Origin of the sequence: Cloacibacillus sp. (assembly GCA_036655895.1) — a bacterium.
Lineage (GTDB): Bacteria > Synergistota > Synergistia > Synergistales > Synergistaceae > JAVVPF01.
In genome coordinates this window covers 24355-46444 of record JAVVPF010000017.1, presented here as the reverse complement: position 1 = coordinate 46444, position 22090 = coordinate 24355, and the positions used below count along the sequence as shown (strand labels likewise).

Genomic DNA, 22090 nt, shown 5'->3' with positions numbered 1-22090 from the left:
TTAGAGGTCTTCCGAATTTTTTATTTGCAGTTCAAGGGTTAATTTTACCATAATTTTTCGTTGTAGGTTATCTCCCAAAGATAAAGGCCGCAGGCTGGAAATGTCCGACCGCCGTCCTCTCGGCTTTTTTCCGGCGAAAGCAGCTCCGCCACTGCCTCCGGCGCAAGTTCACCGCGCGCCGCAAGCTCGATGTTGCCCAGTATTATCCTCACCATGTTGTGAAGAAAGCCGTCGCCTCGTATCTGAAATACGACAAGCGAGCCTCTGTGCATCAATTTTATTTTGGAGATAGTGCGCACGGTTGATTTGTCAGACGACTCCGCGCGGCAGAAATTTTTGAAGTCGTGGGTCCCAAGCAGTCCAGCCGCCGCGCGCGCGGCAAGTTTCCAGTCGCGCCCAGGGGATTTGAGCCAAAAGACACGCTCCTTCAGATGTGGGTAGATAGTGCTTGAGTTCCATATAAAATAGCGGTACTCCCTTTCGACAGCGCTGAATCTCGCGTGAAAATCATCCGGCGCCTGCGCCGTCCTTATGAACGAGACGCCTTCGGGAAGGTTCGAGTTTACGGCAAGGGTCAGTTTTCGCGGCTCCCATTGGCGCGCCATGTCAAACGAACAGACCTGCGCCCTCGCATGTACCCCGGCGTCTGTGCGGCCCGCGCCCGCCGCGTAGGTTGGGCCGCCGTTTAAAAGCGACAGCGCTGATTCAATGGCCTGCTGAACGGAGGGCTGGTCGGGCTGCACCTGCCATCCGCTGAACCTGCCGCCGTCGTAGCTCACCTCAGCCGCGTACCGCGTCACAGTCCGGCCATCCTGTCTGCCGCAAGTACCGCCGCCACAATGACTATAAAGAGCGCGGCTGCGGCCGCGTCACCTCCGTTATATTTAAGCGGGTACATTCTCGTCCTGCCTGCGCCGCCGTGATAACCGCGCGCCTCCATCGCGGAGGCGAGGCTGTCGGCTCTTTTGAATATTATTACAAAGAGCGGTATGAGAACGGGGATGTAGGCCTTTGCGCGTTTTATGAGGCTGCCGGTCTCAAATTCCGCGCCGCGGGATTTCTGCGCCTTGATTATGCGCCCCGTCTCTTCAAAGAGCGTGGGGATGAAGCGAAGCGCTATCGTTATCATCATGGATATTTCGTGCGCCGGAAGGCCCACGCGCCTGAACGGCGAAAGGAGGCTTTCAAGGCCGTCTGATATTTTTGCCGGAGTGGTGGTGAGAGTCAGGAGCGAGGCGAACATGACGAGGTAGAGCAGCCTAAGCGACATTTTAACTGCGGCTGCGGCCCCCTCCTGCGATATGGAAAGCGGGCCTGCGCGAACTATGGGCGCGCCCGGCGTTATAAAAAGATGGAGCAGCGAGGTGAAGACGACGAGGATGATGACTGGTTTCGCCGATGCGAGCACGACGCGGAATGGTATCTTGGATAATTTCGTGAAAGCGACGAGCGCCGCTCCCCACAGAAGAAAGCCGGTAAGCCCGGACGTTGCGAATATTGCGGCCATCACCGTTATGGTCATAAGTATTTTAAGGCGCGGGTCGAGCGCGTGTACGGGCGACTCCGCCGGCACGTATTGACCGAGCGCTATTTTATCAAATGACATGGCCAGCGCTCCGTATCTCTTCTATGAGCTGTTCCGGCGTCCAGGCAAGGCGCTCCGTCTTCCCGCGCTCTTTGAGCGCCGCGGATATCCGCAGCACCTCCGGCAGCACAAGGCCCTTTATATGTGAGCAACAGAGCGTTTCCGCGGTCTGCGCCGGGGGCTGGAAGGAGACTACGCGCCCCTCTTCAAGCACCAGTATTTTTGAGGCCTCTGTGAGCGCAAGCTCTATGTCGTGCGTTATGTGTATTATGCCCATCCCGCCTTCGGCGAAGGAGGCGAGCATTCGCGACAGTTCCCGCGCGGAGGAGGCGTCAAGGCCGGCCGTCGGCTCATCCAGCACCAGATAATCTGGGCGCGCAGCTATCACCGAGGCTATCGCCACGCGGCGGCGCTGGCCGCCGGATATGTTAAAAGGCGACAGGTCAAGCATGGAAAGGTCTAGGCCTACGGCGGCCATAGCCTCCGGTATGACGGCCTCTATTTCGTCTTCCGAAAGGCCCCAGTTGCGTGGCGCAAAGGCTATCTCTTCACGTATGTTTTCTGCGAATATCTGTTCTTCCGGGTATTGAAAGACAAGCCCCACCTTTTTTCGGACGGAGCGGCGCTTGTCCGCACTCTCTGTGGTAAGTCCGTCCACGGAGACTGTGCCGCTCTGCGGCGTTATCAGCGCGTTCAAATGCTGCGCGAGCGTCGATTTTCCGCTTCCGGTGTGTCCCAGTACGGCCGTGACGCAGCCGGGGTCTGCCTGAAACGAGACGCCGCAAAGCGCGCGGTGTTCGCCGGGCAGTCCAAGTCCGTATGAGTGGCTGAGGTTTTCTACAATGATCGGCATAGTGTGTTTGTGATGCTTTCGACGGATATTTCGCTTTCTTTATCAAAAAGCCCGATGCCGGCAAGCCCTTCGGCAAGCCGTTCAAGAGGCGGTTTGTTCAAATTTAACCGGGCCAGTTCCGCCGCGCTCATTTTTAAAAATTCGCCGGTTGGCAAATCAAGCGCGACGACGCCGTCGCACAGGAGGACGACTCTGTCAGAGAGACGTATTTCCTCAAGGCGGTGCGTAACCTGGACTATCGTTTTGCCCTCTTTGTGCTCCGCCGCTATCAGGTGCGTGAAGTCAGCTCGCGACTGAGGGTCTAGCATGGACATGGCCTCGTCAAGCAGTATTGCCCGCGGCTTCATCGCAAGTGCGCCGGCAAGAGCGAGGCGCTGCTTTTGGCCGCCGGAGAGCGACGAAACGAGGCGTTTTTCAAAGCCGGAAAGCCCTGTAGCCGCAAGAGCCTCTTCTACGCGCGAAATTATCTCGCGCGGCGGCAGGCCTAAATTTTCAGGCCCAAAGGCCGTCTCCTCCTCCACCGTTGAGGCCACTATCTGGTCTTCGGGGTTTTGGAAGACGATGGCGGCGGCTCGGCTCATCTGCTGACGCGTGAGCGCGGAGGAGGGACTTGCGCCGACAAAACAAAGGCCCTGCGTTGGAAAGAGCAGGGCGCTTAAAAGTTTTAGCAGCGTAGATTTGCCGGAACCGTTTGAACCAAGAACTGCAACCCACTCGCCGGCGCGGATCTCCATATCTATTCCCCGCAGCACCGTTTTCGGCGACGACGGATAGGAGAATTCCGCGCCTTTGAGTATGAATTGTTTTTCCTGTGTCATTTAAAATAAGTGATAACGAGAATTATTAGTTCTCGTTATCGGCCTTTGAAGTTCCATTAATCAACCAGCTGTATTACCGCCATCGGCGAAGCGTCTCCGACTCTCGCGCCAAGCTTTACTATTCTGGTGTAGCCGCCGTTGCGTTCGGCATATTTGGGGCCAAGCACATCAAAGAGCTTCGTTACCGCCTCTTTGTGAGGAATGCGGGCGATGACGAGACGGCGGTCGTTGAGGGTGCCGGCCTTTGCCTTGGTGATAAGTTTCTCGGCAACGCGGCGAAGCTCTTTCGCTCTTGTCTCAGTCGTAACGATGCTCTCCTCTATGAAGAGACTGGCAGCCATGTTTCCAAGCATGGCCCACCTGTGGGCGCTGCAGCGGCCCAACCGCCTTGTGTTCATGCGGTGTCTCATTGGTTATTCCTCCTTCAAATTCTGATCGTTCATGTCCGCGTCGTCTTCATCGTCTGTGTCTATCGGCGTGCTTATGTCGCCGCTCAGATGAAGGTCGAACTTGGACAGCTTCTCCTCGATCTCCTTAAGGGAGATTTTGCCGAGGTTGCGGATTTTCAGAAGGTCGTCCCTCGTCCTTGAGACGAGTTCGCCTATCATGTGTACTCCGCCGCGAAGCAGGCAGTTCTCACTGCGCACAGAGAGTTCAAGATCCCTCACCGGACGCGAGTAGATGGAATTTTCGCCCATCGGGAAGCCCGGCAGACCGGCGTGGGCTTCAAAGCCCTTGCCGCCCGCAAGCGCCGCCGACCTTGAGGCCTCGTCGTTCTTGATGATCTCGTCAAGAACGCTGGTGCCGGGGCCTGCAAGAGAGTCCACCAATGAGGCATAGTAGCCCTTTAAGATGCGGCTTGCCTGAATGACGGCGCTCTCCGGCGAAACGACGCCGTTGGTCCATATCTCGAGCGAAAGGCTGTCGTAGTCGGTACGCTGTCCCATACGCTTGTCCTGTATCTCGTATTTGACGCGTTCGACGGGCGAGAAGAGAGCGTCCGTCTGAAGAGCGTCCACCGGAAGGTAGGAGGCTCTCGGACGGTCGATCGGCGCGTATCCTGTGCCGGTCGCCACGTAGATATCCATAGATACCGCGTGTCCCTCTTCAAGCGTGCAGACGTACGCCTCGGGATCTGGGAATTCCACTTCGCTGTCAGGGTCTATGTCAGATACGGTAACGACCTTAGGACCCTTCGCCTCCAGGTGGAGAGTACGCACCGCTGTTGAATGGCAGCGGACCGGTATGTGCTTCAGGTTGACGAGAAGCTCAATTACGTCCTCTTTGACTCCCGGTATGGTGCTGAATTCATGCAGCACGCCGTCAATGCGCGCCGCAACAACGGCGGCTCCGCTGATCGATGACAGCAGAACTCTGCGCAGTGAATTGCCCAGCGTTACTCCGTAACCCCGTTCAAGGGGCTCTACGGTAATCTTACCGTAAGACGGGGTGGATTCTTGTACAATGATCTCATGACGATCATGCTCCATATACTCCCCCACCTTTCGCTGCACTAACGTGCATAGAATTCAACAACAAGCTGTTCGTTTACAGGTACGTCAATCTGTTCGCGGACCGGTACTGTAAGAATCGTGCCTGACATTGATTCCGGGTTAAATTCCAGCCACGCGGGGATGCCGCGTCCTGCAGCCGCTTCCGCGTTTTCTTTGAGGGCGGCCATGTCGCGGCTGCCTTCGGCCACTGCGACTACGTCGCCCGGCTTAAGAAGAGCGCTTGGGATGTCGAGCTTGCGGCCGTTTACCGTGAAGTGTCCGTGGCAAATAAGCTGACGGGCCTGGCTGCGGCTGACGCCGAGGCCGAGGCGGTATACGACGTTGTCAAGACGGCGCTCAAGAAGCTGGAGGAAATTGTGGCCGGTCTGGCCCGCCATTCCTGTGGCTTTTTCATATATTGTGCTGAACTGCGTCTCGTTGATGCTGTAGAAGCGGCGAAGCTTCTGCTTCTCGCGGAGACGGATTCCATATTCACTCATTTTGCCGCGGCGCGTGCCGTGCTGTCCGGGCTTTGAGTTACGTTTGGAAAGTCCGCATTTCTCTGTATAGCAGCGGTCTCCCTTTAAAAAGAGCTTGGCGCCCTCTGCGCGGCAGAGCCTGCAGACAGGTCCTGTGTATCTGCTCATGCTTATAAGTACCTCCTTTAAAGACTACACGCGGCGCCGTTTCGGCGGACGGCAGCCATTGTGCGGGATCGGCGTTGCGTCACGGATAACGTTAACCTGAAGCCCCGCCGCCTGAAGCGAACGGATAGCAGATTCACGTCCCGGGCCGGGACCCTTTACAACTACATCGATCTCTGTAACGCCATGATCCTGTGCAACTTTCGCCGCCTGTGCTGCGGACATCTGTGCTGCATAAGGCGTCGATTTACGGGTTCCTTTGAATCCGACGTTGCCGCCGGAGGCCCATGAAAGGGCGTTGCCCTGTTTGTCGGTAAGAGTCACTATCGTGTTGTTGAATGTTGAGAATATATGAGCAACACCATAGCTGATATTCTTTCTTTCTTTGCGCTTGCGACTGCGCTGTACGCGTTTGGCCAACTGTTATTCCCTCCCCTGAAACCTTACTTGGTGACTTTCTTCTTGCCCGCGACGGCCCTCTTGGGACCTTTACGCGTGCGGGCGTTCGTCTTGGTTTTCTGTCCCCTTACAGGGAGGCCGAGACGGTGTCTGATCCCGCGATAGCAGCCAATGTCCATAAGACGCTTGATGTTCATCGCGATGTCGCGGCGGAGGTCGCCCTCTACGAGACGGTTGTTTTCAATCTCTGCGCGCAGCTTCTGCTCTTCTTCTTCCGAAAGATCCTTAACCCTTGTATCCGGGTTGATTCCAGTGATCTTTATGATATCCTCTGCAACTGCCGGCCCGATCCCAAAAATATAGGTAAGGGCTATTTCGATCCTTTTATCACGCGGCAGGTCTACTCCGGCTAAACGAGCCATTCCCTGCTACCTCCTTGCTCCCTGACGCTGCTTATGGCGCGGGTTTCTGCTGCAGATTATGCGCACGACACCGTGGCGCTTAATGACTCTGCAAAATTCACATATAGGTTTGACCGACGGTCTTACTTTCATTAAATGCAGACCTCCTTGACTGAACTTGTTTCTGCCAATTGAGAATTATATCTCATCTACTTGTATCTGTATGTTATCCTACCGCGAGTCAGGTCGTAGGGCGAAAGCTGCAATAGAACTCTGTCGCCCGGAAGGATCCTGATAAAATGCATACGCATTTTTCCCGAGACATGAGCCAGTATCTTGTGGCCATTTTCAAGTTCTACCCTGAACATGGCGTTCGGCAGCGGCTCCACTACCTTGCCTTTTACTTCAATTACCTCTTCTTTGGCCATTCGGCAGCTTCATCCTCCTGTTTGCAAGATGCGCCGCTGCTTTTTTCCAACAAGTTGGAAAGTTTTTGCATCAACCAGCCATTGTCTAGAGGTTTCCCGCCAGCGACACGCCCAGCCACATCTTCGAGATTATAGTGCGTTTGGTGCAGGTGAATAACATTTTTCTTCTTGGGCTTAGCCGCTTTGAATTCCGCCCCGTTTGCTATCAATACTCTTTCGTTGTCAGTGCCCATAACGGCAAATGGTTTCCCCGCGTACTTTCCGCGGAGCACGACTACGACGTCTCCTGCGCAGAAGCTTACTTTCTGTGTGCGGGAGGTTATTCCCATGGCGTAAGTATCTCCACGCCGTCTTCCGTTACCAGAAGGCTGAATTCAAAATGAGCCGCGTCGCTTCCATCTTTTGTGACGACGGTCCATCCGCCAGGACGCTGGGTAACCTCTTCCGCTCCGATCATCACCATAGGCTCTACACAAAAGGTCATCCGCGGTTTGACGGTTATACCGCTTCCGGGCCGCCCGTAATTGGGGACCTGTGGAGCCTCGTGCAGCCTATGTCCGATGCCGTGGCCTGCGTAGTCCCTGACGAGGCCGTAGCCCGCAGGGGTGACAACTTGTTCTACCGCATGTCCGATGTCTCCGAGCGTTGCTCCCGGTTTCACAGCCGCGACTCCCGCGTGCAGGGATGCCAGAGTGATGTCGAGCAGCCGCTGTCGATCCTCACTGATTTTCCCCACCGCAAAGGTGCAGCATGCGTCTCCGAAAAAGCCGTCGATTGAGGCGCCGGTGTCGATACTGATTATGTCTCCCTCGTTGAGAACTCTGTTTCTTGAGGGGATCCCGTGCACGACCTCTTCATTGATCGACGCGCAGATCGTGCCGGGAAACGGAATAGGCTCCCATGGTACTTTGTATCCTTTGAAGGCCGGTTTGCCACCTGATTTTTTTACCAGATTTTCAGCCGCCTCGTCAAGAGTAAGAGTATCTATTCCTGGTTTTACCATATCTCTCATCAATTTGAGGATATCAGCTACGACCTGGCCTGCTACGCGCATCTTCGCAATGTCCCGGTCGCTTTTAAAGGTGATCATTAAAAAGCGCCTTAACCTTTCGTCCGCTCAAGGATATTGAGCACCGCGTCTTTTTTGCCAGACGCGTCTACGGGGATCAAAAGGCCCTGTTTCTCGTAATACTCAATAAGGGGCTGCGTCTGCTGATGGAAGACGGCAAGACGATTGCGTATGACGCTTTCTTTGTCGTCGTCCCTCTGGACTACCTCTCCGCCGCATTTGTCGCAGAGGCCAGCCGTTTTTTCAGGCTTCAGCACGGTGTTGTATATTTCGCCGCACTTTTTGCAGACTCTTCTGGCCGTGAGCCTCGTGACGACGGTATCGTCGCCGATGTTGAGGCTCACTACCGCGTCGAGCGCGATGCCTAACTTTTTGAGCATACCGTCAAGCGCTTCCGCCTGACCTATGGTGCGCGGGAAACCGTCGAGCATGAAGCCCTCTTTGCAGTCGGGCTCCTGAAGACGAGTCTCCATCATGCCGATGATAACATCATCAGGCACAAGTTTGCCTGCATCCATATATTCTTTCGCGCTCTTGCCGAGCTCCGTCCCCGCCTTGACGTTGGCGCGGAGGATGTCGCCCGTTGATATATGCGCTATAGGGTATTTGGCTTTGATGCTTTCGGCCTGCGTTCCCTTGCCTGCGCCAGGTGCTCCAAGAAGAATGATCCTCATTGTGCTTCGCCTCTTTTGGACTACAGTCTTAAGAGACCGCCGTTTTTACCGCCGCGGCGTTTGAGGATACCCTCGTAATGGCGCATAAGGAGCTGCCCCTCTATCTGATGGACAGTGTCGAGCGCAACGCCGACGACAATTATAACAGCAGTTCCGCCAAAGTAGAACGTATTGATGTTCATGATCCCAGTCATTATGGTAGGAACGACCGCGATTACGGCAAGCGCTACCGCGCCGCCGAGCGTGATGCGGCCCATGACCTTTTCAATATAATCTGTCGTCGGTCTGCCCGGGCGTATGCCCAGTATGAACCCGCCGTTCTTCTTCATATTGTTGGAGATGTCTTCAGGCTTGAAGACGACCGCCGTGTAGAAATATGAGAAGAAGATGATGAGCGCCACATAAAGTATCATGTATATCGGGCTGCTCGGGCTCATCGCCTGCTGTATCATCCTAGCCACGCTGTGCTGGAAAAGACCGGCGATGGTGTAGGGGAAGAGCAGGATCGAGGAGGCGAAGATTATCGGTATAACGCCTGCCGTGTTCACTCTAAGCGGGATGAAGCTTGACTGGCCGCCGTACATTTTGTTGCCGACCATGCGTTTAGCATATTGTACGGGGAGTCTGCGCTGTCCCTCCTGGAGCATGACGCATCCTGCTATTACGCCCAGCATTATAGCTATCGCTATGATGAGCACGAGGAAGTTCATCTCGCCAAGCCTCACCATAGAGGCCGTGCGGACGATCGCCTCGGGTATCCTTACTACTATACCCGCGAAGATGAGCAGCGATATTCCGTTTCCGATGCCGTGGTCCGTCATGATCTCTCCGATCCACATGACTGCTACGGCGCCTGTTGTCAGTGTAAGCGAGACGAGGATTATGTCAAAGAAACTGCCGGAATAGATTCCAAGCCCTCTCAGCCAGCCTGTCATGCCAACTGCCTGAATAAAGGCGAAGGCGATCGTGCCGTAACGCGTCCACTGGACGATCTTCTTACGCCCCTCTTCTCCCTCTTTCTGCATCTTCTCAATGCTTGGCACGACGACTGCGAGCAGCTGCATGACAATGCTTGAGTTGATGTAAGGCGTCACGCCCAGCGCAAAGATGCTGAACCGGCTGAGCGCGCCGCCCGCGAAAAGATCCAGGAATCCCAGAAGGGAGCCCTGGTCAAAAAGTTTTCCGAGGGCTGCTGCATCCACTCCGGGAGTGGGTACGTGCGCACCCAGACGGTATACGAAGAGCGCTGCAAGTGTGAAGAGTATGCGGCGCTTCAAATCGGGAAGCCGAAATGAGTCCCGGAAGGAATCCAGCATGTTATATTACCTCTGCCTTGCCGCCGGCCGCTTCGATTTTCTTTGCGGCCGATGAACTATAGGCATTCGCCTTAACGTTGAGGCTCTTTGAGAGTTCGCCTACGCCAAGCACCTTGACGGGTTTTCCAGCGTCGGAGATGAGACGGAGTTCGTAGAGTTCTTTTGCTGTGACCTCTGTACCCGCTTCAAATCTCTCTTCCAGGTCCGCGATATTCACTATCGAATATTTGACGGCAAAACGGAAGTTGCTGAATCCACGTTTCGGGATGCGGCGTGCAAGCGGCATCTGGCCGCCTTCAAAGTTGGCTTTGATGTCGGGGCTCTTACGGGCCTTCTGACCCTTGTGCCCTTTGCCTGCAGTCTTTCCCTGGCCGCTGCCAAGCCCCTGCCCGAGGCGTTTTTTTGTCTTGCGTGATCCCGGTACGGGGGACAGTTCATGAAGTTTCATGGCAGTACCTCCTTATTCCTCAACAGACCATTCCAGCAGGTGGCCGATCTTGTTGATCATGCCGCGTACCTGCGGAGTGTCCTGGTGATAAACTGTTTCGTTGAGCCTGTGAAGGCCAAGAGCCTTTATGACTCTCTCCTGCTGCGGAGGACGTCCTATTGTGCTCTTCTTCCATGTTATACGAAGTTTCGCCATAGTCTGTCTCCTTCCTAGGCTTCTTTGCTGCGGTCTTTGCCGCGCAGACGGTAGATCTCATCGGGGGTGCGGAGGCGCTTCACAGCGTCCATCGTTGCGTACGCAATGTTGATGGGGTTGGAAGTTCTTCCTGTTACCTTCGCGATGATGTCCTTCACTCCGCCGAGTTCCATGATCGGGCGCACGGAGGAGCCGGCGAGAACACCGGTTCCAGGGGCGGCGGGACGGAGGAGCACTTCTGCCGCTCCGAACTTGCCGATGATGGGATGCGGAAGCGTATGTCCCGTCTTCTTGAGGTCGATAAGGTTCTTCTTCGCGTGCTCGATGCCCTTCTTCATGGCAACCGAAATTTCTTTCGCTTTGCCCATTCCGAGACCGACCTGGCTCACGCCGTCGCCGACGATGACCAGTACGCTGAAGCGGAAGCGCTTACCGCCTTTTACGACTTTGCTGACGCGGTTGATGGAAACTATGCGTTCAGAAAGCTCAAGGCCTCTGCTGCTGTAGGTTTTCTGATTCTGTGTCTCTTTCGCCACTTTATTGCGCCTCCTCTTAGAACTTCAGTCCGGCTTCACGGGCTGCGTCTGCCAGGGCTTTGACTCTGCCGTGATAAACATGGCCGCCTCTGTCGAAGACTACTTCCGTGATTCCGTGCGCAAGGGCGCGCTCTGCAATGAGCTTGCCTACAGCCTTTGCAGCTTCAATGTTGCCAGTGCCCTTAACTTCTTCAAACTTGTCCTGTGTTGTAGAGGCCGATACCAATGTACAGGCCTTCTCGTCATCTATCACCTGAGCTACGATGTGCTTCAGGCTGCCGAAGACTGCAAGACGGGGACGCGCACCGGTGCCTGAAAGCTGTTTCCTGAGGCGACGATGGCGAAGCTCCCGCATTTCATTACGACTGCGATTATTAATCAACGTCCTTCACCTCGCCTTACTTCTTGGCGCCGGCCTTACCGGCCTTGCGGATAACATATTCGCCGGTGTATCTGATGCCCTTGCCCTTATAGGGTTCAGGCGGGCGATACCCGCGAACGTTTGCCGCGACCTGGCCGACGAGCTGTCTGTCAATGCCGCGAACTGCAATTTTGATGGGGCTGTCACACGCGAATTCGATTCCTGCCGGAGGCACGACCTCGACCGGGTGTGAGAAGCCAAGGCTGAGAACGAGGTTCTTGCCCTGCATCTGAGCGCGATAGCCTACGCCTATGATCTCAAGCGTCTTCTGGAAACCCTCGGATACGCCGTTCACCATGTTGTTGATAAGTGCGCGGGTCATTCCGTGAGCTGCGCGGACCTGCTTGTCGTCATTTTCGCGTGTGACCTGGAGGAGTCCATCTTCGATCACGACTGCGATCTTGGGCATCACATCCATCTCAAGCGAGCCCTTGGGCCCGTTGACCGTCACATGCTGGCCGTCTATCTTAACTTCGACGCCCTTCGGAAGCGCTATAACTTTACGTCCTATTCTAGACATTTGTAAGCGCCTCCATTACCACACATAGCAGACGACTTCTCCGCCAAGTCCGCTTTTACGGGCTGCGGCGTCAGTCATAAGTCCTGCTGATGTGGAGATTATCGCAATGCCAAGTCCTCCCATGACCTTCGGGAGTTCATCTTTGGCGACGTAGATACGACGCCCCGGCTTGCTTATCCTGCGAAGGCCCTGGATGACTCTTTCCTTCTGCGGACCATAGTTCATGGTCAGCCTAAGGATCGGCATGGGCTGTTTCGCGTCTGTAATTGTCTTGTAGTTGCGGATATAACCTTCCTCTTTCAAGATGCGCGCAAGTTCGAGGCGCAGCTTGGAAAGAGGCATATCTACCATCTCATGATAGACCACGTTCGCATTTCTGATGCGTGTGAGCATATCCGCGACAGGATCTGTAATATGCATAAAAGGATCCTCCCTTCTTACCAGCTAGCCTTGACTACGCCAGGGATTTTTCCCTCGCGCGCAAGCTTGCGGAAGCAGCAGCGGCACATATCAAATTTGCGCATATATCCGTGGGGACGCCCACAGAGAGGGCAACGATTGTACTTTCTCACTTTGAACTTAGGCTCTGTTGCCGCCTTGTTCACCATACTTTTACGGGCCATTAGCGTCTCCTTCCTAACGGGCGAAGGGCATGCCCAGCTCTTTTAAAAGGGCCTGGGCTTCCTCATCGGTCTTCGCGGTAGTAACAAATGTGATGTTCATGCCGCGCTGACGGATGACCTTATCGTAGTCGATCTCAGGGAAGAGGAGCTGCTCTCTCAGACCGAGGTTGAAGTTACCGCGGCCGTCAAATCCTCTGGGCGAGATCCCCTGGAAGTCCTTGATACGGGGAAGCGCTACGCTGAAAAGGCGATCCACAAATTCCCACATTCTGTCGCTTCTCAGGGTTACCGCACATGCAACCGGCATTCCTTCGCGAACCTTAAATCCGGCTATGGATTTCTTTGCGCGCTTCATCATGGGCTTCTGTCCTGAAATTATGGTCAGCTCGTTGATGGAGGCGTCCATATATTTCTGGTCAAGCTTTGCTTCGTTTACGCCAATGTTGATGACAACTTTGACGAGACGGGGCATTTCCATGACGTTCTTATATTTGAACTGATCGTTCAAACGGGGAAGGACTTCTTCTGTGTATTTCGTTAAAAGACGCGGAGTCATATCAGTCCCTCCTCCTTATGCCTTATCAATGATTTCGCCGCACTGTTTGCAGATACGGACTTTCTTGCCGTCGTCAAGGAAGGCGCGTGAAACGCGGGTCGCTTTGCCGCACTTCGGGCAGACAAGCATTACCTTTGAAGCGGCGATAGCTGCTTCCTTCTTGACGAGGCCGCCGCGGGGATCCTTCTGTGTCGGCTTGACGCTCTTTGTGACAAAGTTTACCTTCTCAACTACTACTCTGTCCTTCTGAACGTCGCGGCTTAAGATCTTTCCCTCTTTACCGGCGTCTTTTCCGGAGATGACGCGTACGCGGTCTCCCTTTTTGATTCTCATTTTAGACATGGCGTTTTCCCCCTATACAACTTCGGGCGCCAGAGAGACGATTCGCATATATTTCTTTTCTCTCAGTTCCCTGGCCACAGGGCCAAAAATACGTGTTCCCTTGGGGTCGCCGTTGGCGTCAATGACTACGGCCGCATTGTCGTCGAAGCGGACATAGGAGCCATCCTTGCGGCGGATCTCCTTTTTCGTCCTTACGATGACGGCCTTTACGACGTCGCCCTTCTTGATGTTTCCGTTAGGGGCCGCTTCACGCACGGCGCCTACGATTACGTCGCCGATGGTGCCGACCTTACGGAAGCTGCCGCCTCTGACCTGTACGCAGAGGATCTTTTTCGCGCCGGAGTTGTCGGCTACGTTAAGTACTGTACGCAGCTGTATCATACTACTGGTCCTCCTCTTCCGTTGCGCCGAGTATCGGGGCTCTCTCGATTATCTCGAGGACTTCCCAGCACTTGTTGGCGCTCAGGGGGCGGGTCTCACCTATCATTACTTTGTCCCCGATACGGCAGTTGTTGCTCTCGTCGTGAGCCATGAACTTCTTTGAACGAAGAACAGGCTTGCCGTAGAGGCCATGCTTTGCCATACGGTCCAGGCGAACGACGATGGTCTTTTCCATCTTGTCGCTGACCACTATTCCGGTACGGACTTTACGATGTGCTTTGCGCTCTTCCATCGCCGGTTACCTCCTTGCTCCTGAGTTATCAATGCCCATCTCTTTTTCGGTGATGACCGTAAGGATGCGGGCGATTGTCTTTTTGACGTCTTTGATTCTTCCTGAATTTTTAAGCTGTCCGATCGCATTCTGGAAACGGAGGTTGAACAGCTCTTCCTTAAACTGCTTGTGCTTATCTTTTAGCTCAGATACGCTGAGATCTCGAAGTTCCTTGGGATCCATCACTATTCACCTGCTCCCTCTCGGGTTAACATTTTTACCTTGATGGGCAGTTTGAACGATGCAGTACGGAATGCCTGTTCAGCAACATCACGGGGTACGCCTGCTATTTCAAACATGACGCGGCCGCGCTTTACCGCTGCTGTCCAGTATTCCACGTTTCCTTTTCCTTTACCCATACGTGTTTCAAGCGGCTTCTCCGTGACCGGACGGTCAGGGAAAATTCTTATCCAGATTTTTCCGCCTTTTTTCATCTTACGGCTTATCGCTACACGGACTGCCTCGATCTGACGCGCTGAGATCCATCCGTTTTCGCAGGCCTGAAGGCCGAACTCGCCGAAATCTACCTTAACGGCGCCTTTGCTGTAACCGCGGAGAGCTGTAAGGTGAGGCTTGCGGTATTTTACTCTTTTCGGTGCAAGCATCAGATGTTACCCCCTCTCCTTTGCTGCGGGCTCGGTGTCGAAGATCGGTTTGCGCTCCATTACCTCGCCTTTGTATATCCACACCTTGATGCCGATAACTCCGTAGATGGTATGAGCCTCTGCGAAGCCGTAGTCGATGTCGGCTCTCAGTGTTGACAGGGGGAGCTGGCCTTCAAGGTACCACTCCGTGCGCGCGATTTCAGCACCGCCTAAGCGGCCTGCGCACTGGATCTTGATGCCCTTCGCTCCTGATTTCATCGCGCGGAAGATTGACTGCTTCATTGCGCGACGGAAGCTGATTCTGCGCTCCAGTGAAGATGCAACGCCTTCGGCAACTACCTGCGCCTCAACGTCCGGGTTCTTCATTTCCTGGATATTTATCATTACCCGGTTGCCGGTCATCGCCTGAAGTTCTTCACGAACTGCCTGTATCTCTGCTCCCTGCTTGCCAATTACAACACCAGGCCGGGCGGTCCAAACTGTGAAACGCATGACATCGCCAATACGCTCTATCTCTACACGGCTTACGCCCGCCTGAGCCCAACGCTTTTTGATCCAGTTTCTGAGCTCGAGGTCTTTGTGCAGATACTTCGCATATTTCTTTCCGTCAGCGTACCAGCGGGATTCCCAATCGTAGATAACGCCAAGTCTATAACCTACCGGGTGAACTTTCTGACCCACCGTGTCACCCCTCCTTACTTTTCACACACGACCATAGTTATATGGCACGTGTGATGTCTGAACGCATGAGCGCGGCCCATTGATACGGGGCGGAAACGCTTCATGTACGCTCCCTGATCAGCCGTGGCTGTCTTGACGATGAGCTTATCCATGTCAAGGCCGTGATTGTGCTCTGCATTCGCTACCGCGCTCTGCAGGACCTTCTCAGCATATTTTGCCGGCTTATTCGGAGTATATTTAAGAATCAAGAGCGCTTCAGAGGCGCTTTTACCTCTGACGAGCGCAAGGACTCTGCGGACTTTGTTTGCAGAAATACGGATCTGCTTTGCCGATGCTTTTACTTCCATCCCTCGCGGCCTCCTACTTCTTTACCTTTGTGGAGCGTTCCTGTCCGGCGTGTCCGCCGAACTTACGGGTAGGCGCAAACTCACCGAGCTTATGTCCTATCATATTGTCGCTGATGTAAACAGGAACATGAATGCGGCCGTTGTGCACAGCTATTGTGTGTCCGACCATTTCAGGCGTGATCGAGCAGGCGCGGGCCCAGCTCTTTATAACGATCTTCTTGCCTGAGTCGTTCATGTTCTCTACCCTGCGAAGAAGCTTCGCGTCTACGTAGGGTCCTTTTTTTAGTGAACGAGCCATCTGATTTACCTCCTACAGATCCGGGCTACTTCTTGCGGCGGCGGACGATGAACTTATCCGACGGCTTACGCTTGCGGGTACGGTAACCCTTTGCCGGAGTACCCCACGGTGAGACAGGATGCTTGTGCGACTTGCTCTTGCCTTCGCCTCCGCCCATAGGATGGTCGACAGGGTTCTGAATCATACCGCGAATATGCGGACGAATCCCGAGCCAGCGAGTTCTGCCCGCTTTACCGAAGACGACGTTTTCATGCTCTTCGTTGCCTACCTGGCCTACCGTCGCCATGCACTCAAGCAGGATGAGACGAAGTTCGCCTGAAGGCATACGCACGAAGGCATATTTGCCCTCTTTGGCCATGAGCTGAGCTGAAACGCCTGCTGAACGGACCAATACTCCGCCGCGTCCGGGTTCGAGCTCCACGTTGTGGATGACCGTACCGACGGGAATGTCCTTAAGTTTAAGGGCGTTTCCGGGGCGGATGTCCGAACCTTCTCCGGCTACTATTGAATCACCTACGTTAAGGCCGATGGGAGCAAGGATATATCTCTTCTCACCGTCTTTGTAGGAAATGAGCGCGATGCGTGCTGAACGGTTGGGATCGTATTCGATCGCCGCGACCTTGCCGGGCACTCCGAACTTGTCACGCTTGAAATCGACTATGCGGTATTTGATCCTTCCGCGACCGCCGCGGTGGCGCATTGTGACGCGCCCGTTGTTGTTGCGTCCCGCTGACTGCGACAGCGATGCTACCAGGCTGCGTTCCGGCTTCGCCTTTGTGATCTCAGAGAAATCGGGCGTCGCCATCTGACGGCGGCTGGGCGTAGTGGGACGAAATTTCTTAATTCCCATTTAGATGTTTCCCCTTTCTGCCTAGGCGCCCGCGCCTTCGAAGAATGCTATCTTTTCGCCCGCTGCGAGCGTTACGACTGCTTTCTTCCAAGAGCGAGAACGACCCAAAAAGGCGCCCATCCGTTTCGGTTTTGAACGGACCTGGATCGTATTTACCTTGACAACCTTGACTTTGAATACTTCTTCGACGGCCTTGCGGATCTCGATCTTATTGGCCTTCGGGAGCACTTCAAAGGTATACTGTCCCATTTCCATCTGACGGCTTGTCTTCTCCGTTATGACGGGCCGGACTATTATATCATATGCGATCGCGTTCATTATGCAAATACCTCCTCGAGCTTCTTAATTGCTTCCGGAGTTGCAATCAACTGATCGTGATTAAGAAGGTCGTAAACGTTTACGCTGTCGACATGCTGCACATAGACGCCGGGAATGTTCGCGGCTGACTTTACGACAGGCATGTTCGTCTCGTGAAGGACAAGAAGGGGCTTTTTGCCGCTCTGCACTGCAGAGAGGAATTCAAGCATCGTCTTTGTCTTCGGGGCTTCGATTCCGAAGCTTTCGATGATCAGCATGTTGTCCGCCTGAGCCTTGAGCGTCAGCGCGCTGCGAAGCGCGATGCGGCGAACCTTTTTATTGACCTTCTGGTGGTAATCGCGCGGGTGAGGACCGTGGGCCACTCCGCCGCCTACCCAAATCGGCGAGCGTGAGCTGCCGGCGCGGGCACGACCTGTATGCTTCTGTCTCCAGGGCTTTTTACCGCCGCCGCGGACATCTCCGCGGTCTTTCGTGTTGTGAGTTCCAACACGGCAGTTAGCCAGATGCGCGACCACAACTTGGTGCATGGCCGGCACATGGACCGGGGCTCCGAAGACCGCATCGGAAAGAGTCATCTCTCCGATAACTTCGCCTTTAAAATTTACCTCTTTAATTACAGGCATTGTCTTCTGCCTCCCTATTAAGCAGTCTTGCGGATCATCACAAGGCCGTCTTTAGCGCCGGGAACGGGACCTTCGATGAGAAGAAGGTTGTTCTCTTCGTCAATACCAAAAACTTTGAGGTTCTTGGTGGTGACGCGCTCGCTGCCCATGTGACCCGCCATCCTCCGGCCCTTCATTACACGGCCGGGGAAGCTGCTGCATCCTATTGAACCGGGGTGACGATGCGTAACCGAGTGTCCGTGGCTCGCCGGTGTCCCGCCGAAGCCATGGCGCTTGATAACGCCCGCGTATCCCTTACCTTTGCTTACGCCGGTGACGTCGATAACGTCACCATTCTGGAACAGAGAAACGGTGATCTCCTGTCCCACCTGGTAGTCCTTCGTGTCATCCACGCGGAACTCCCTCAGCCAGCGCCTGGGCGCTACGCTCTGTTTCTCGAAGTAACCCTTCATCGGCTTTGTCAGCCTGACGGGCTTCACATCTCCGAGACCGAGCTGCACTGCGCTGTAACTGTTTTTTTCAGGTGTCCGGATTTCAACGATCGTGCAGGGCCCTGCTTCTACTACTGTCACAGGTATCGCCTTGCCGTTTTCGTCGAAGACCTGGGTCATCCCTACCTTGCGGCCCAGAATCCCCATACTCATTAACGTTTCACTCCTTCTTAGATCTTAAGCTTAGAGCTTGATCTGTATATCAACACCAGAGGGCAGATTCAGCTCCATAAGAGCCTCCATTGTCTTCTGCGTTGGGTCGATTATATCGATCAGGCGCTTATGCGTCCTGATCTCGTACTGGTCACGCGCGTCCTTGTCGACATGCGGTGAGGTTAGCACGCAAAAGCGGTTTACCTCTGTCGGAAGGGGCACGGGGCCGGATACTCTGGCTCCGGTACGCTGCGCCGTGTCCGCGATCTGAGTCGCGGAGGCGTCAAGTACGCGGTGGTCGAATGCCTTCAGTTTTATGCGGATTTTCTTTGCCAAAATATTACCCTCCCGGGGCTCTATGCGATGATCTCAGTTACGACGCCGGCGCCGACTGTGCGGCCGCCTTCGCGGACTGCGAAACGGAGCCCTTCCTGCATCGCTATCGGCGCGATGAGGTTGACTTCAAATGTGCTGTTGTCTCCCGGCATTACCATTTCGACTCCGTCAGGAAGTTTGATCTCGCCTGTGATGTCGGTGGTGCGGAAGTAGAACTGCGGTTTGTATCCGCTGAAGAACGGGGTGTGGCGTCCGCCTTCTTCTTTCTTAAGAACGTAGACTTCGCCTTTGAAGTGCGTGTGCGGCTTGATGCTGCCCGGCTTCGCGAGGACCTGTCCGCGTTCGACGTCTTCTTTGCCTATGCCGCGAAGAAGGATGCCTACGTTGTCTCCGGCTTCCGCGTCGTCAAGGATCTTGCGGAACATTTCAAGGCTCGTGGCGACTGTCTTGCGCGTCTCTTTGATGCCTACGATCTCTACTTCGTCTCCAGGCTTGACTATGCCTTTTTCTACACGGCCGGTTACGACTGTGCCGCGGCCGGTGATGGTGAAGACGTCTTCAATGGGCATGAGGAACGGGAAGTTGACTTCGCGCTCAGGAGCCGGGATGTAGTCGTCGCATGCCTGCATGAGGTCGAGGATGCTCTGCGTCCAGTCGTTGTCGGCTTCTGATTCAAGGGCTTTCAGAGCGCTGCCGCGAACGATGGGGATGTCGTCTCCGGGGAATTCGTATTTGTTGAGAAGGTCGCGAATTTCCATTTCAACGAGGTCGAGAAGTTCGGGGTCGTCTACCATGTCGCATTTGTTCATGAAGACTACGAGGGCGGGGACGTTGACCTGACGCGCGAGAAGAACGTGTTCGCGGGTCTGGGGCATCGGGCCGTCGGCCGCTGATACGACGAGGATGGCTCCGTCCATCTGCGCCGCGCCTGTTATCATGTTCTTGATATAGTCGGCATGTCCGGGGCAGTCGATGTGCGCGTAGTGGCGCGCTTCTGTCTGGTATTCAACATGTGAGATGTTGATCGTTATGCCGCGCTCCCTCTCTTCGGGGGCCTTGTCGATCATGTCGAACGGCGTGAAGTCCGCTCCGCCGTGGCGGGCCAGGGTCTTCGTGATCGCCGCTGTCAGCGTCGTCTTGCCGTGGTCGATATGGCCGATGGTGCCTATGTTAAGATGGGGCTTATTACGCTGAAAATGCTCTTTTGCCATTTTAAATCCAACCTCCTTGATGTAATTCTATATATTTAATTCTTAAGAAGCTCTTCGGCGACATTACGCGGAACTTCTTCGTAATGGTCGAAGCTCATTGTAAACGATGCGCGCCCTGATGATTTGCTTCTGAGGTCTGTCGCGTAACCGAACATTGATGCGAGCGGAACGAATGATTTGACGATGCGCGCGTTCGCGCGGACGCCCATCTCCGCCACCCTGCCTCTGCGTGAGGAAAGGTCGCCTATGACGTCGCCCATATATTCTTCGGGAACTACGACTTCCACGTTCATTATGGGCTCCATAAGAACGGGGTCCGCCTTGCGGATGGCGTCTTTGATAGCCATTGAACCCGCGATGCGGAAGGCCATTTCAGAGCTGTCGACCTCATGGTAGCTGCCGTCGACTATGGCGACTTTGATGCCGATGACGGGGTATCCGCCGAGAATGCCGTTGTTGAGGGCCTCTTCGACGCCCTTCTGTGCCGCTGGGATGTATTCCTTCGGCACAACGCCTCCGACTATTTTATCTTCCCAGATAAAGCCGCTGCCTTCGGCGATCGGCTCGACCTCAAGGACGACGTCGCCGTACTGTCCCTTACCGCCGGACTGACGGACAAACTTGCCCTGAGCTCTTGCGGGTTTGCGGATGGCTTCACGATAGGCGACCTGCGGGCGTCCAACTTTAACTTCGACGCTGAACTCTCTGCGCAGACGGTCTACGATTATTTCAAGATGAAGCTCTCCCATACCGCTGATGATCGTCTGGCCGGTGTCTTCGTTGACGGAGACGCGGAAGGTCGGATCTTCCTCGGAGAGGGCTTCGAGGCCCTTTGCAAGTTTTATCTGATCCGCCTTGCTCATAGGCTCAACTGAGAGCGATATGACCGTCTCGGGGAAGATGAGGTTTTCGAGAAGAACGGGATGCTTTTCGTCGCAGAGCGTATCGCCCGTGCGAACCTGCTTCAGTCCGGGTATCGCTATGATGAGTCCGGCCTGGGCGCTTTCGAGTTCTTCGCGCTTGTTGGCGTGCATACGCAGGATGCGTCCTACGCGCTCACGCTTGTGCGTGGTTGAATTATATATGGACATACCGTTTGTGAGCGTCCCTGAATAGACTCGGCAGAAGGCAATCCTTCCAACGAACGGGTCGACCATTATTTTGAAGGCAAGGGCCGCGAACGGCGCTTCGGCGGAGGCTTTGACCTCTACTTCCTTCGTTATGTCGTCGGGATCCACTGCGACGACGGGGGGCATATCCAGCGGACTGGGGAGATACCAGACGACGGCGTCAAGGAGGGGCTGAACGCCCTTGTTCTTGAAGGCCGAGCCGCACATTACTGGGACGATGTCAAGGTTTATTGTAGCCTTTCTGATGGTGCGCTTTATCATTTCGAGGGAAACTTCTTTGCCTTCGAGATAATACTCCATCATTTCGTCGTCGTAATCGGCGAGCAGCTCAATCATTTCCATTCTCGCAATGTCAGCCTCTTCCTCAAGCTGAGGAGGGATGACCGCGTTATGGAACTCCGTACCGAGGCTGTCATCGTAAATGATCGCCTTTTTGTGTACGAGGTCGATCATTCCTGCGAAGCCGTCTTCCACTCCGATGGGGATCTGAATTGGAACTGCCTTTGCGCCAAGACGCTTGCGCATCTGGTCTACAACGGCAAAGAAATCGGCTCCTACCCTGTCCATTTTGTTGACGAAAGCTATTCTTGGAACACCGTATTTGTCGGCCTGACGCCAGACTGTCTCTGACTGCGGCTCAACGCCGCCGACAGCACAGAAAACGGAGACAGCGCCGTCAAGGACACGCATTGAACGCTCTACTTCAACTGTAAAGTCTACGTGCCCGGGCGTATCAATTATGTTAACAAGGCAATCGTCCCAGAAACAGGTAGTTGCCGCCGATGTGATAGTAATACCACGCTCGCGCTCCTGTTCCATCCAGTCCATTGTAGCCGCGCCCTCGTGTGTTTCGCCGAGTTTGTGCTTACGTCCTGTATAGAATAAGATACGCTCTGTAGTCGTCGTCTTACCTGCATCTATATGCGCAGCTATTCCGATATTGCGCACTTTACTTAAGTCGATGCCCTGCATCGTCAACACCACCAAACTAAATCAGAATTTATATTACTTGCC

General features: G+C 54.6%; 38 protein-coding genes. All 38 read right to left on the bottom strand.

Annotation, left to right across the window (positions count from 1 at the left end):
• Positions 1–44: 44 nt before the first annotated feature.
• Genes truA through fusA form a run of 38 tightly spaced genes read right to left on the bottom strand, consistent with a single transcriptional unit; the run spans position 45 to position 22048 of the window.
• The gene (truA, locus tag RRY12_07025; GenBank protein ID MEG2184414.1) at positions 45–800 is read right to left on the bottom strand and encodes a tRNA pseudouridine(38-40) synthase TruA; all 756 of its coding nucleotides are present in this window, start codon (positions 798–800) and stop codon (positions 45–47) included.
• Positions 797–1606 (bottom strand): energy-coupling factor transporter transmembrane component T, encoded by an 810-nt coding sequence (locus RRY12_07020; GenBank protein ID MEG2184413.1) that lies wholly within the window; start codon positions 1604–1606, stop codon positions 797–799. The genes truA and RRY12_07020 overlap by 4 nt, the downstream gene beginning before the upstream one ends.
• On the bottom strand, positions 1596–2438 hold the full coding sequence (locus tag RRY12_07015) for an ATP-binding cassette domain-containing protein (protein ID MEG2184412.1): 843 nt from the start codon (positions 2436–2438) through the stop codon (positions 1596–1598). Before RRY12_07015 ends, RRY12_07020 begins: the two co-directional genes overlap by 11 nt.
• Positions 2423–3256, bottom strand: coding sequence for an ATP-binding cassette domain-containing protein (locus RRY12_07010; protein MEG2184411.1), 834 nt, complete (start codon positions 3254–3256; stop codon positions 2423–2425). Before RRY12_07010 ends, RRY12_07015 begins: the two co-directional genes overlap by 16 nt.
• A gap of 56 nt (positions 3257–3312) precedes the next feature.
• The gene (gene rplQ / locus RRY12_07005; GenBank protein ID MEG2184410.1) at positions 3313–3666 is read right to left on the bottom strand and encodes a 50S ribosomal protein L17; all 354 of its coding nucleotides are present in this window, start codon (positions 3664–3666) and stop codon (positions 3313–3315) included.
• A 3-nt stretch (positions 3667–3669) separates the two neighbouring features.
• Positions 3670–4758, bottom strand: a complete 1089-nt coding sequence (locus RRY12_07000; protein ID MEG2184409.1) for a DNA-directed RNA polymerase subunit alpha — start codon at positions 4756–4758, stop codon at positions 3670–3672.
• A gap of 11 nt (positions 4759–4769) precedes the next feature.
• The gene (rpsD, locus tag RRY12_06995) at positions 4770–5396 is read right to left on the bottom strand and encodes a 30S ribosomal protein S4 (GenBank protein ID MEG2184408.1); all 627 of its coding nucleotides are present in this window, start codon (positions 5394–5396) and stop codon (positions 4770–4772) included.
• A gap of 24 nt (positions 5397–5420) precedes the next feature.
• A complete protein-coding gene (rpsK, locus tag RRY12_06990; GenBank protein ID MEG2184407.1) occupies positions 5421–5813 on the bottom strand; it encodes a 30S ribosomal protein S11 in 393 nt (130 codons plus the stop codon).
• Between the two features lie 23 nt (positions 5814–5836).
• On the bottom strand, positions 5837–6214 hold the full coding sequence (gene rpsM, locus RRY12_06985; protein ID MEG2184406.1) for a 30S ribosomal protein S13: 378 nt from the start codon (positions 6212–6214) through the stop codon (positions 5837–5839).
• Between the two features lie 6 nt (positions 6215–6220).
• The gene (rpmJ, locus tag RRY12_06980; protein ID MEG2184405.1) at positions 6221–6346 is read right to left on the bottom strand and encodes a 50S ribosomal protein L36; all 126 of its coding nucleotides are present in this window, start codon (positions 6344–6346) and stop codon (positions 6221–6223) included.
• 56 nt (positions 6347–6402) lie between these two features.
• Positions 6403–6621 (bottom strand): translation initiation factor IF-1, encoded by a 219-nt coding sequence (infA, locus tag RRY12_06975; protein MEG2184404.1) that lies wholly within the window; start codon positions 6619–6621, stop codon positions 6403–6405.
• Positions 6603–6950 carry a KOW domain-containing RNA-binding protein gene (locus RRY12_06970; GenBank protein MEG2184403.1) on the bottom strand — a complete coding sequence of 116 codons (348 nt, stop codon included), beginning with the start codon at positions 6948–6950 and terminating at the stop codon, positions 6603–6605. Before RRY12_06970 ends, infA begins: the two co-directional genes overlap by 19 nt.
• Positions 6941–7711 (bottom strand): type I methionyl aminopeptidase, encoded by a 771-nt coding sequence (gene map, locus RRY12_06965; protein ID MEG2184402.1) that lies wholly within the window; start codon positions 7709–7711, stop codon positions 6941–6943. Before map ends, RRY12_06970 begins: the two co-directional genes overlap by 10 nt.
• A gap of 11 nt (positions 7712–7722) precedes the next feature.
• Positions 7723–8364 carry an adenylate kinase gene (locus tag RRY12_06960; protein MEG2184401.1) on the bottom strand — a complete coding sequence of 214 codons (642 nt, stop codon included), beginning with the start codon at positions 8362–8364 and terminating at the stop codon, positions 7723–7725.
• Positions 8365–8384: 20 nt separating this feature from the next.
• A complete protein-coding gene (secY, locus tag RRY12_06955; GenBank protein MEG2184400.1) occupies positions 8385–9680 on the bottom strand; it encodes a preprotein translocase subunit SecY in 1296 nt (431 codons plus the stop codon).
• Position 9681: 1 nt separating this feature from the next.
• Positions 9682–10128 carry a 50S ribosomal protein L15 gene (rplO, locus tag RRY12_06950; protein MEG2184399.1) on the bottom strand — a complete coding sequence of 149 codons (447 nt, stop codon included), beginning with the start codon at positions 10126–10128 and terminating at the stop codon, positions 9682–9684.
• Between the two features lie 12 nt (positions 10129–10140).
• A complete protein-coding gene (gene rpmD, locus RRY12_06945; protein ID MEG2184398.1) occupies positions 10141–10323 on the bottom strand; it encodes a 50S ribosomal protein L30 in 183 nt (60 codons plus the stop codon).
• Positions 10324–10337: 14 nt separating this feature from the next.
• Positions 10338–10859 carry a 30S ribosomal protein S5 gene (gene rpsE / locus RRY12_06940; protein ID MEG2184397.1) on the bottom strand — a complete coding sequence of 174 codons (522 nt, stop codon included), beginning with the start codon at positions 10857–10859 and terminating at the stop codon, positions 10338–10340.
• A 16-nt stretch (positions 10860–10875) separates the two neighbouring features.
• A complete protein-coding gene (gene rplR, locus RRY12_06935; GenBank protein MEG2184396.1) occupies positions 10876–11241 on the bottom strand; it encodes a 50S ribosomal protein L18 in 366 nt (121 codons plus the stop codon).
• A gap of 16 nt (positions 11242–11257) precedes the next feature.
• Positions 11258–11800 carry a 50S ribosomal protein L6 gene (rplF, locus tag RRY12_06930; protein MEG2184395.1) on the bottom strand — a complete coding sequence of 181 codons (543 nt, stop codon included), beginning with the start codon at positions 11798–11800 and terminating at the stop codon, positions 11258–11260.
• Between the two features lie 15 nt (positions 11801–11815).
• Positions 11816–12220 carry a 30S ribosomal protein S8 gene (gene rpsH, locus RRY12_06925; protein ID MEG2184394.1) on the bottom strand — a complete coding sequence of 135 codons (405 nt, stop codon included), beginning with the start codon at positions 12218–12220 and terminating at the stop codon, positions 11816–11818.
• Between the two features lie 17 nt (positions 12221–12237).
• The gene (locus RRY12_06920) at positions 12238–12423 is read right to left on the bottom strand and encodes a type Z 30S ribosomal protein S14 (GenBank protein ID MEG2184393.1); all 186 of its coding nucleotides are present in this window, start codon (positions 12421–12423) and stop codon (positions 12238–12240) included.
• A gap of 13 nt (positions 12424–12436) precedes the next feature.
• Entirely contained in the window at positions 12437–12979 is a 543-nt protein-coding gene (rplE, locus tag RRY12_06915; GenBank protein ID MEG2184392.1) for a 50S ribosomal protein L5, read from the bottom strand.
• Between the two features lie 15 nt (positions 12980–12994).
• A complete protein-coding gene (gene rplX, locus RRY12_06910) occupies positions 12995–13321 on the bottom strand; it encodes a 50S ribosomal protein L24 (protein MEG2184391.1) in 327 nt (108 codons plus the stop codon).
• A gap of 12 nt (positions 13322–13333) precedes the next feature.
• Complete coding sequence (gene rplN / locus RRY12_06905) at positions 13334–13702, bottom strand: 50S ribosomal protein L14 (GenBank protein ID MEG2184390.1); 369 nt, start codon at positions 13700–13702, stop codon at positions 13334–13336.
• Position 13703: 1 nt separating this feature from the next.
• Complete coding sequence (gene rpsQ, locus RRY12_06900; GenBank protein MEG2184389.1) at positions 13704–13994, bottom strand: 30S ribosomal protein S17; 291 nt, start codon at positions 13992–13994, stop codon at positions 13704–13706.
• 6 nt (positions 13995–14000) lie between these two features.
• Positions 14001–14216: a 50S ribosomal protein L29 gene (rpmC, locus tag RRY12_06895; GenBank protein MEG2184388.1), complete on the bottom strand. Its 216-nt coding sequence runs from the start codon at positions 14214–14216 to the stop codon at positions 14001–14003.
• A 2-nt stretch (positions 14217–14218) separates the two neighbouring features.
• Positions 14219–14638: a 50S ribosomal protein L16 gene (rplP, locus tag RRY12_06890; GenBank protein ID MEG2184387.1), complete on the bottom strand. Its 420-nt coding sequence runs from the start codon at positions 14636–14638 to the stop codon at positions 14219–14221.
• Positions 14639–14644: 6 nt separating this feature from the next.
• Positions 14645–15319, bottom strand: coding sequence for a 30S ribosomal protein S3 (gene rpsC, locus RRY12_06885; protein MEG2184386.1), 675 nt, complete (start codon positions 15317–15319; stop codon positions 14645–14647).
• 14 nt (positions 15320–15333) lie between these two features.
• The gene (gene rplV / locus RRY12_06880; GenBank protein ID MEG2184385.1) at positions 15334–15666 is read right to left on the bottom strand and encodes a 50S ribosomal protein L22; all 333 of its coding nucleotides are present in this window, start codon (positions 15664–15666) and stop codon (positions 15334–15336) included.
• Between the two features lie 13 nt (positions 15667–15679).
• Complete coding sequence (rpsS, locus tag RRY12_06875) at positions 15680–15964, bottom strand: 30S ribosomal protein S19 (GenBank protein MEG2184384.1); 285 nt, start codon at positions 15962–15964, stop codon at positions 15680–15682.
• A gap of 25 nt (positions 15965–15989) precedes the next feature.
• Entirely contained in the window at positions 15990–16814 is an 825-nt protein-coding gene (gene rplB, locus RRY12_06870; GenBank protein ID MEG2184383.1) for a 50S ribosomal protein L2, read from the bottom strand.
• 21 nt (positions 16815–16835) lie between these two features.
• The gene (rplW, locus tag RRY12_06865) at positions 16836–17132 is read right to left on the bottom strand and encodes a 50S ribosomal protein L23 (protein ID MEG2184382.1); all 297 of its coding nucleotides are present in this window, start codon (positions 17130–17132) and stop codon (positions 16836–16838) included.
• Positions 17132–17755 carry a 50S ribosomal protein L4 gene (gene rplD / locus RRY12_06860; GenBank protein MEG2184381.1) on the bottom strand — a complete coding sequence of 208 codons (624 nt, stop codon included), beginning with the start codon at positions 17753–17755 and terminating at the stop codon, positions 17132–17134. Before rplD ends, rplW begins: the two co-directional genes overlap by 1 nt.
• 17 nt (positions 17756–17772) lie before the next feature.
• Positions 17773–18399: a 50S ribosomal protein L3 gene (gene rplC / locus RRY12_06855; GenBank protein MEG2184380.1), complete on the bottom strand. Its 627-nt coding sequence runs from the start codon at positions 18397–18399 to the stop codon at positions 17773–17775.
• A gap of 30 nt (positions 18400–18429) precedes the next feature.
• Positions 18430–18738: a 30S ribosomal protein S10 gene (gene rpsJ, locus RRY12_06850; protein MEG2184379.1), complete on the bottom strand. Its 309-nt coding sequence runs from the start codon at positions 18736–18738 to the stop codon at positions 18430–18432.
• Positions 18739–18755: 17 nt separating this feature from the next.
• Positions 18756–19946 carry an elongation factor Tu gene (tuf, locus tag RRY12_06845; GenBank protein ID MEG2184378.1) on the bottom strand — a complete coding sequence of 397 codons (1191 nt, stop codon included), beginning with the start codon at positions 19944–19946 and terminating at the stop codon, positions 18756–18758.
• A gap of 35 nt (positions 19947–19981) precedes the next feature.
• Positions 19982–22048: an elongation factor G gene (gene fusA / locus RRY12_06840; protein ID MEG2184377.1), complete on the bottom strand. Its 2067-nt coding sequence runs from the start codon at positions 22046–22048 to the stop codon at positions 19982–19984.
• Positions 22049–22090: the final 42 nt, after the last annotated feature.

Coding starts and splice junctions, on each gene's coding strand:
- RRY12_07020 (MEG2184413.1), bottom strand. CDS start 1,606: ATGTCATTTGATAAAATAGCGCTCGGTCAATACGTGCCGGCGGAGTCG.
- RRY12_07015 (MEG2184412.1), bottom strand. CDS start 2,438: ATGCCGATCATTGTAGAAAACCTCAGCCACTCATACGGACTTGGACTG.
- RRY12_07010 (MEG2184411.1), bottom strand. CDS start 3,256: ATGACACAGGAAAAACAATTCATACTCAAAGGCGCGGAATTCTCCTAT.
- rplQ (MEG2184410.1), bottom strand. CDS start 3,666: ATGAGACACCGCATGAACACAAGGCGGTTGGGCCGCTGCAGCGCCCAC.
- rpsD (MEG2184408.1), bottom strand. CDS start 5,396: ATGAGCAGATACACAGGACCTGTCTGCAGGCTCTGCCGCGCAGAGGGC.
- rpsM (MEG2184406.1), bottom strand. CDS start 6,214: ATGGCTCGTTTAGCCGGAGTAGACCTGCCGCGTGATAAAAGGATCGAA.
- rpmJ (MEG2184405.1), bottom strand. CDS start 6,346: ATGAAAGTAAGACCGTCGGTCAAACCTATATGTGAATTTTGCAGAGTC.
- infA (MEG2184404.1), bottom strand. CDS start 6,621: ATGGCCAAAGAAGAGGTAATTGAAGTAAAAGGCAAGGTAGTGGAGCCG.
- RRY12_06970 (MEG2184403.1), bottom strand. CDS start 6,950: ATGGGAATAACCTCCCGCACACAGAAAGTAAGCTTCTGCGCAGGAGAC.
- map (MEG2184402.1), bottom strand. CDS start 7,711: ATGATCACCTTTAAAAGCGACCGGGACATTGCGAAGATGCGCGTAGCA.
- RRY12_06960 (MEG2184401.1), bottom strand. CDS start 8,364: ATGAGGATCATTCTTCTTGGAGCACCTGGCGCAGGCAAGGGAACGCAG.
- secY (MEG2184400.1), bottom strand. CDS start 9,680: ATGCTGGATTCCTTCCGGGACTCATTTCGGCTTCCCGATTTGAAGCGC.
- rplO (MEG2184399.1), bottom strand. CDS start 10,128: ATGAAACTTCATGAACTGTCCCCCGTACCGGGATCACGCAAGACAAAA.
- rpmD (MEG2184398.1), bottom strand. CDS start 10,323: ATGGCGAAACTTCGTATAACATGGAAGAAGAGCACAATAGGACGTCCT.
- rplF (MEG2184395.1), bottom strand. CDS start 11,800: ATGTCTAGAATAGGACGTAAAGTTATAGCGCTTCCGAAGGGCGTCGAA.
- rpsH (MEG2184394.1), bottom strand. CDS start 12,220: ATGCATATTACAGATCCTGTCGCGGATATGCTCACACGCATCAGAAAT.
- RRY12_06920 (MEG2184393.1), bottom strand. CDS start 12,423: ATGGCCCGTAAAAGTATGGTGAACAAGGCGGCAACAGAGCCTAAGTTC.
- rplE (MEG2184392.1), bottom strand. CDS start 12,979: ATGACTCCGCGTCTTTTAACGAAATACACAGAAGAAGTCCTTCCCCGT.
- rplX (MEG2184391.1), bottom strand. CDS start 13,321: ATGTCTAAAATGAGAATCAAAAAGGGAGACCGCGTACGCGTCATCTCC.
- rplN (MEG2184390.1), bottom strand. CDS start 13,702: ATGATACAGCTGCGTACAGTACTTAACGTAGCCGACAACTCCGGCGCG.
- rpsQ (MEG2184389.1), bottom strand. CDS start 13,994: ATGGAAGAGCGCAAAGCACATCGTAAAGTCCGTACCGGAATAGTGGTC.
- rpmC (MEG2184388.1), bottom strand. CDS start 14,216: ATGGATCCCAAGGAACTTCGAGATCTCAGCGTATCTGAGCTAAAAGAT.
- rplP (MEG2184387.1), bottom strand. CDS start 14,638: ATGCTTGCACCGAAAAGAGTAAAATACCGCAAGCCTCACCTTACAGCT.
- rplV (MEG2184385.1), bottom strand. CDS start 15,666: ATGGAAGTAAAAGCATCGGCAAAGCAGATCCGTATTTCTGCAAACAAA.
- rpsS (MEG2184384.1), bottom strand. CDS start 15,964: ATGGCTCGTTCACTAAAAAAAGGACCCTACGTAGACGCGAAGCTTCTT.
- rplB (MEG2184383.1), bottom strand. CDS start 16,814: ATGGGAATTAAGAAATTTCGTCCCACTACGCCCAGCCGCCGTCAGATG.
- rplW (MEG2184382.1), bottom strand. CDS start 17,132: ATGAACGCGATCGCATATGATATAATAGTCCGGCCCGTCATAACGGAG.
- rplD (MEG2184381.1), bottom strand. CDS start 17,755: ATGCCTGTAATTAAAGAGGTAAATTTTAAAGGCGAAGTTATCGGAGAG.
- rplC (MEG2184380.1), bottom strand. CDS start 18,399: ATGAGTATGGGGATTCTGGGCCGCAAGGTAGGGATGACCCAGGTCTTC.
- tuf (MEG2184378.1), bottom strand. CDS start 19,946: ATGGCAAAAGAGCATTTTCAGCGTAATAAGCCCCATCTTAACATAGGC.
- fusA (MEG2184377.1), bottom strand. CDS start 22,048: ATGCAGGGCATCGACTTAAGTAAAGTGCGCAATATCGGAATAGCTGCG.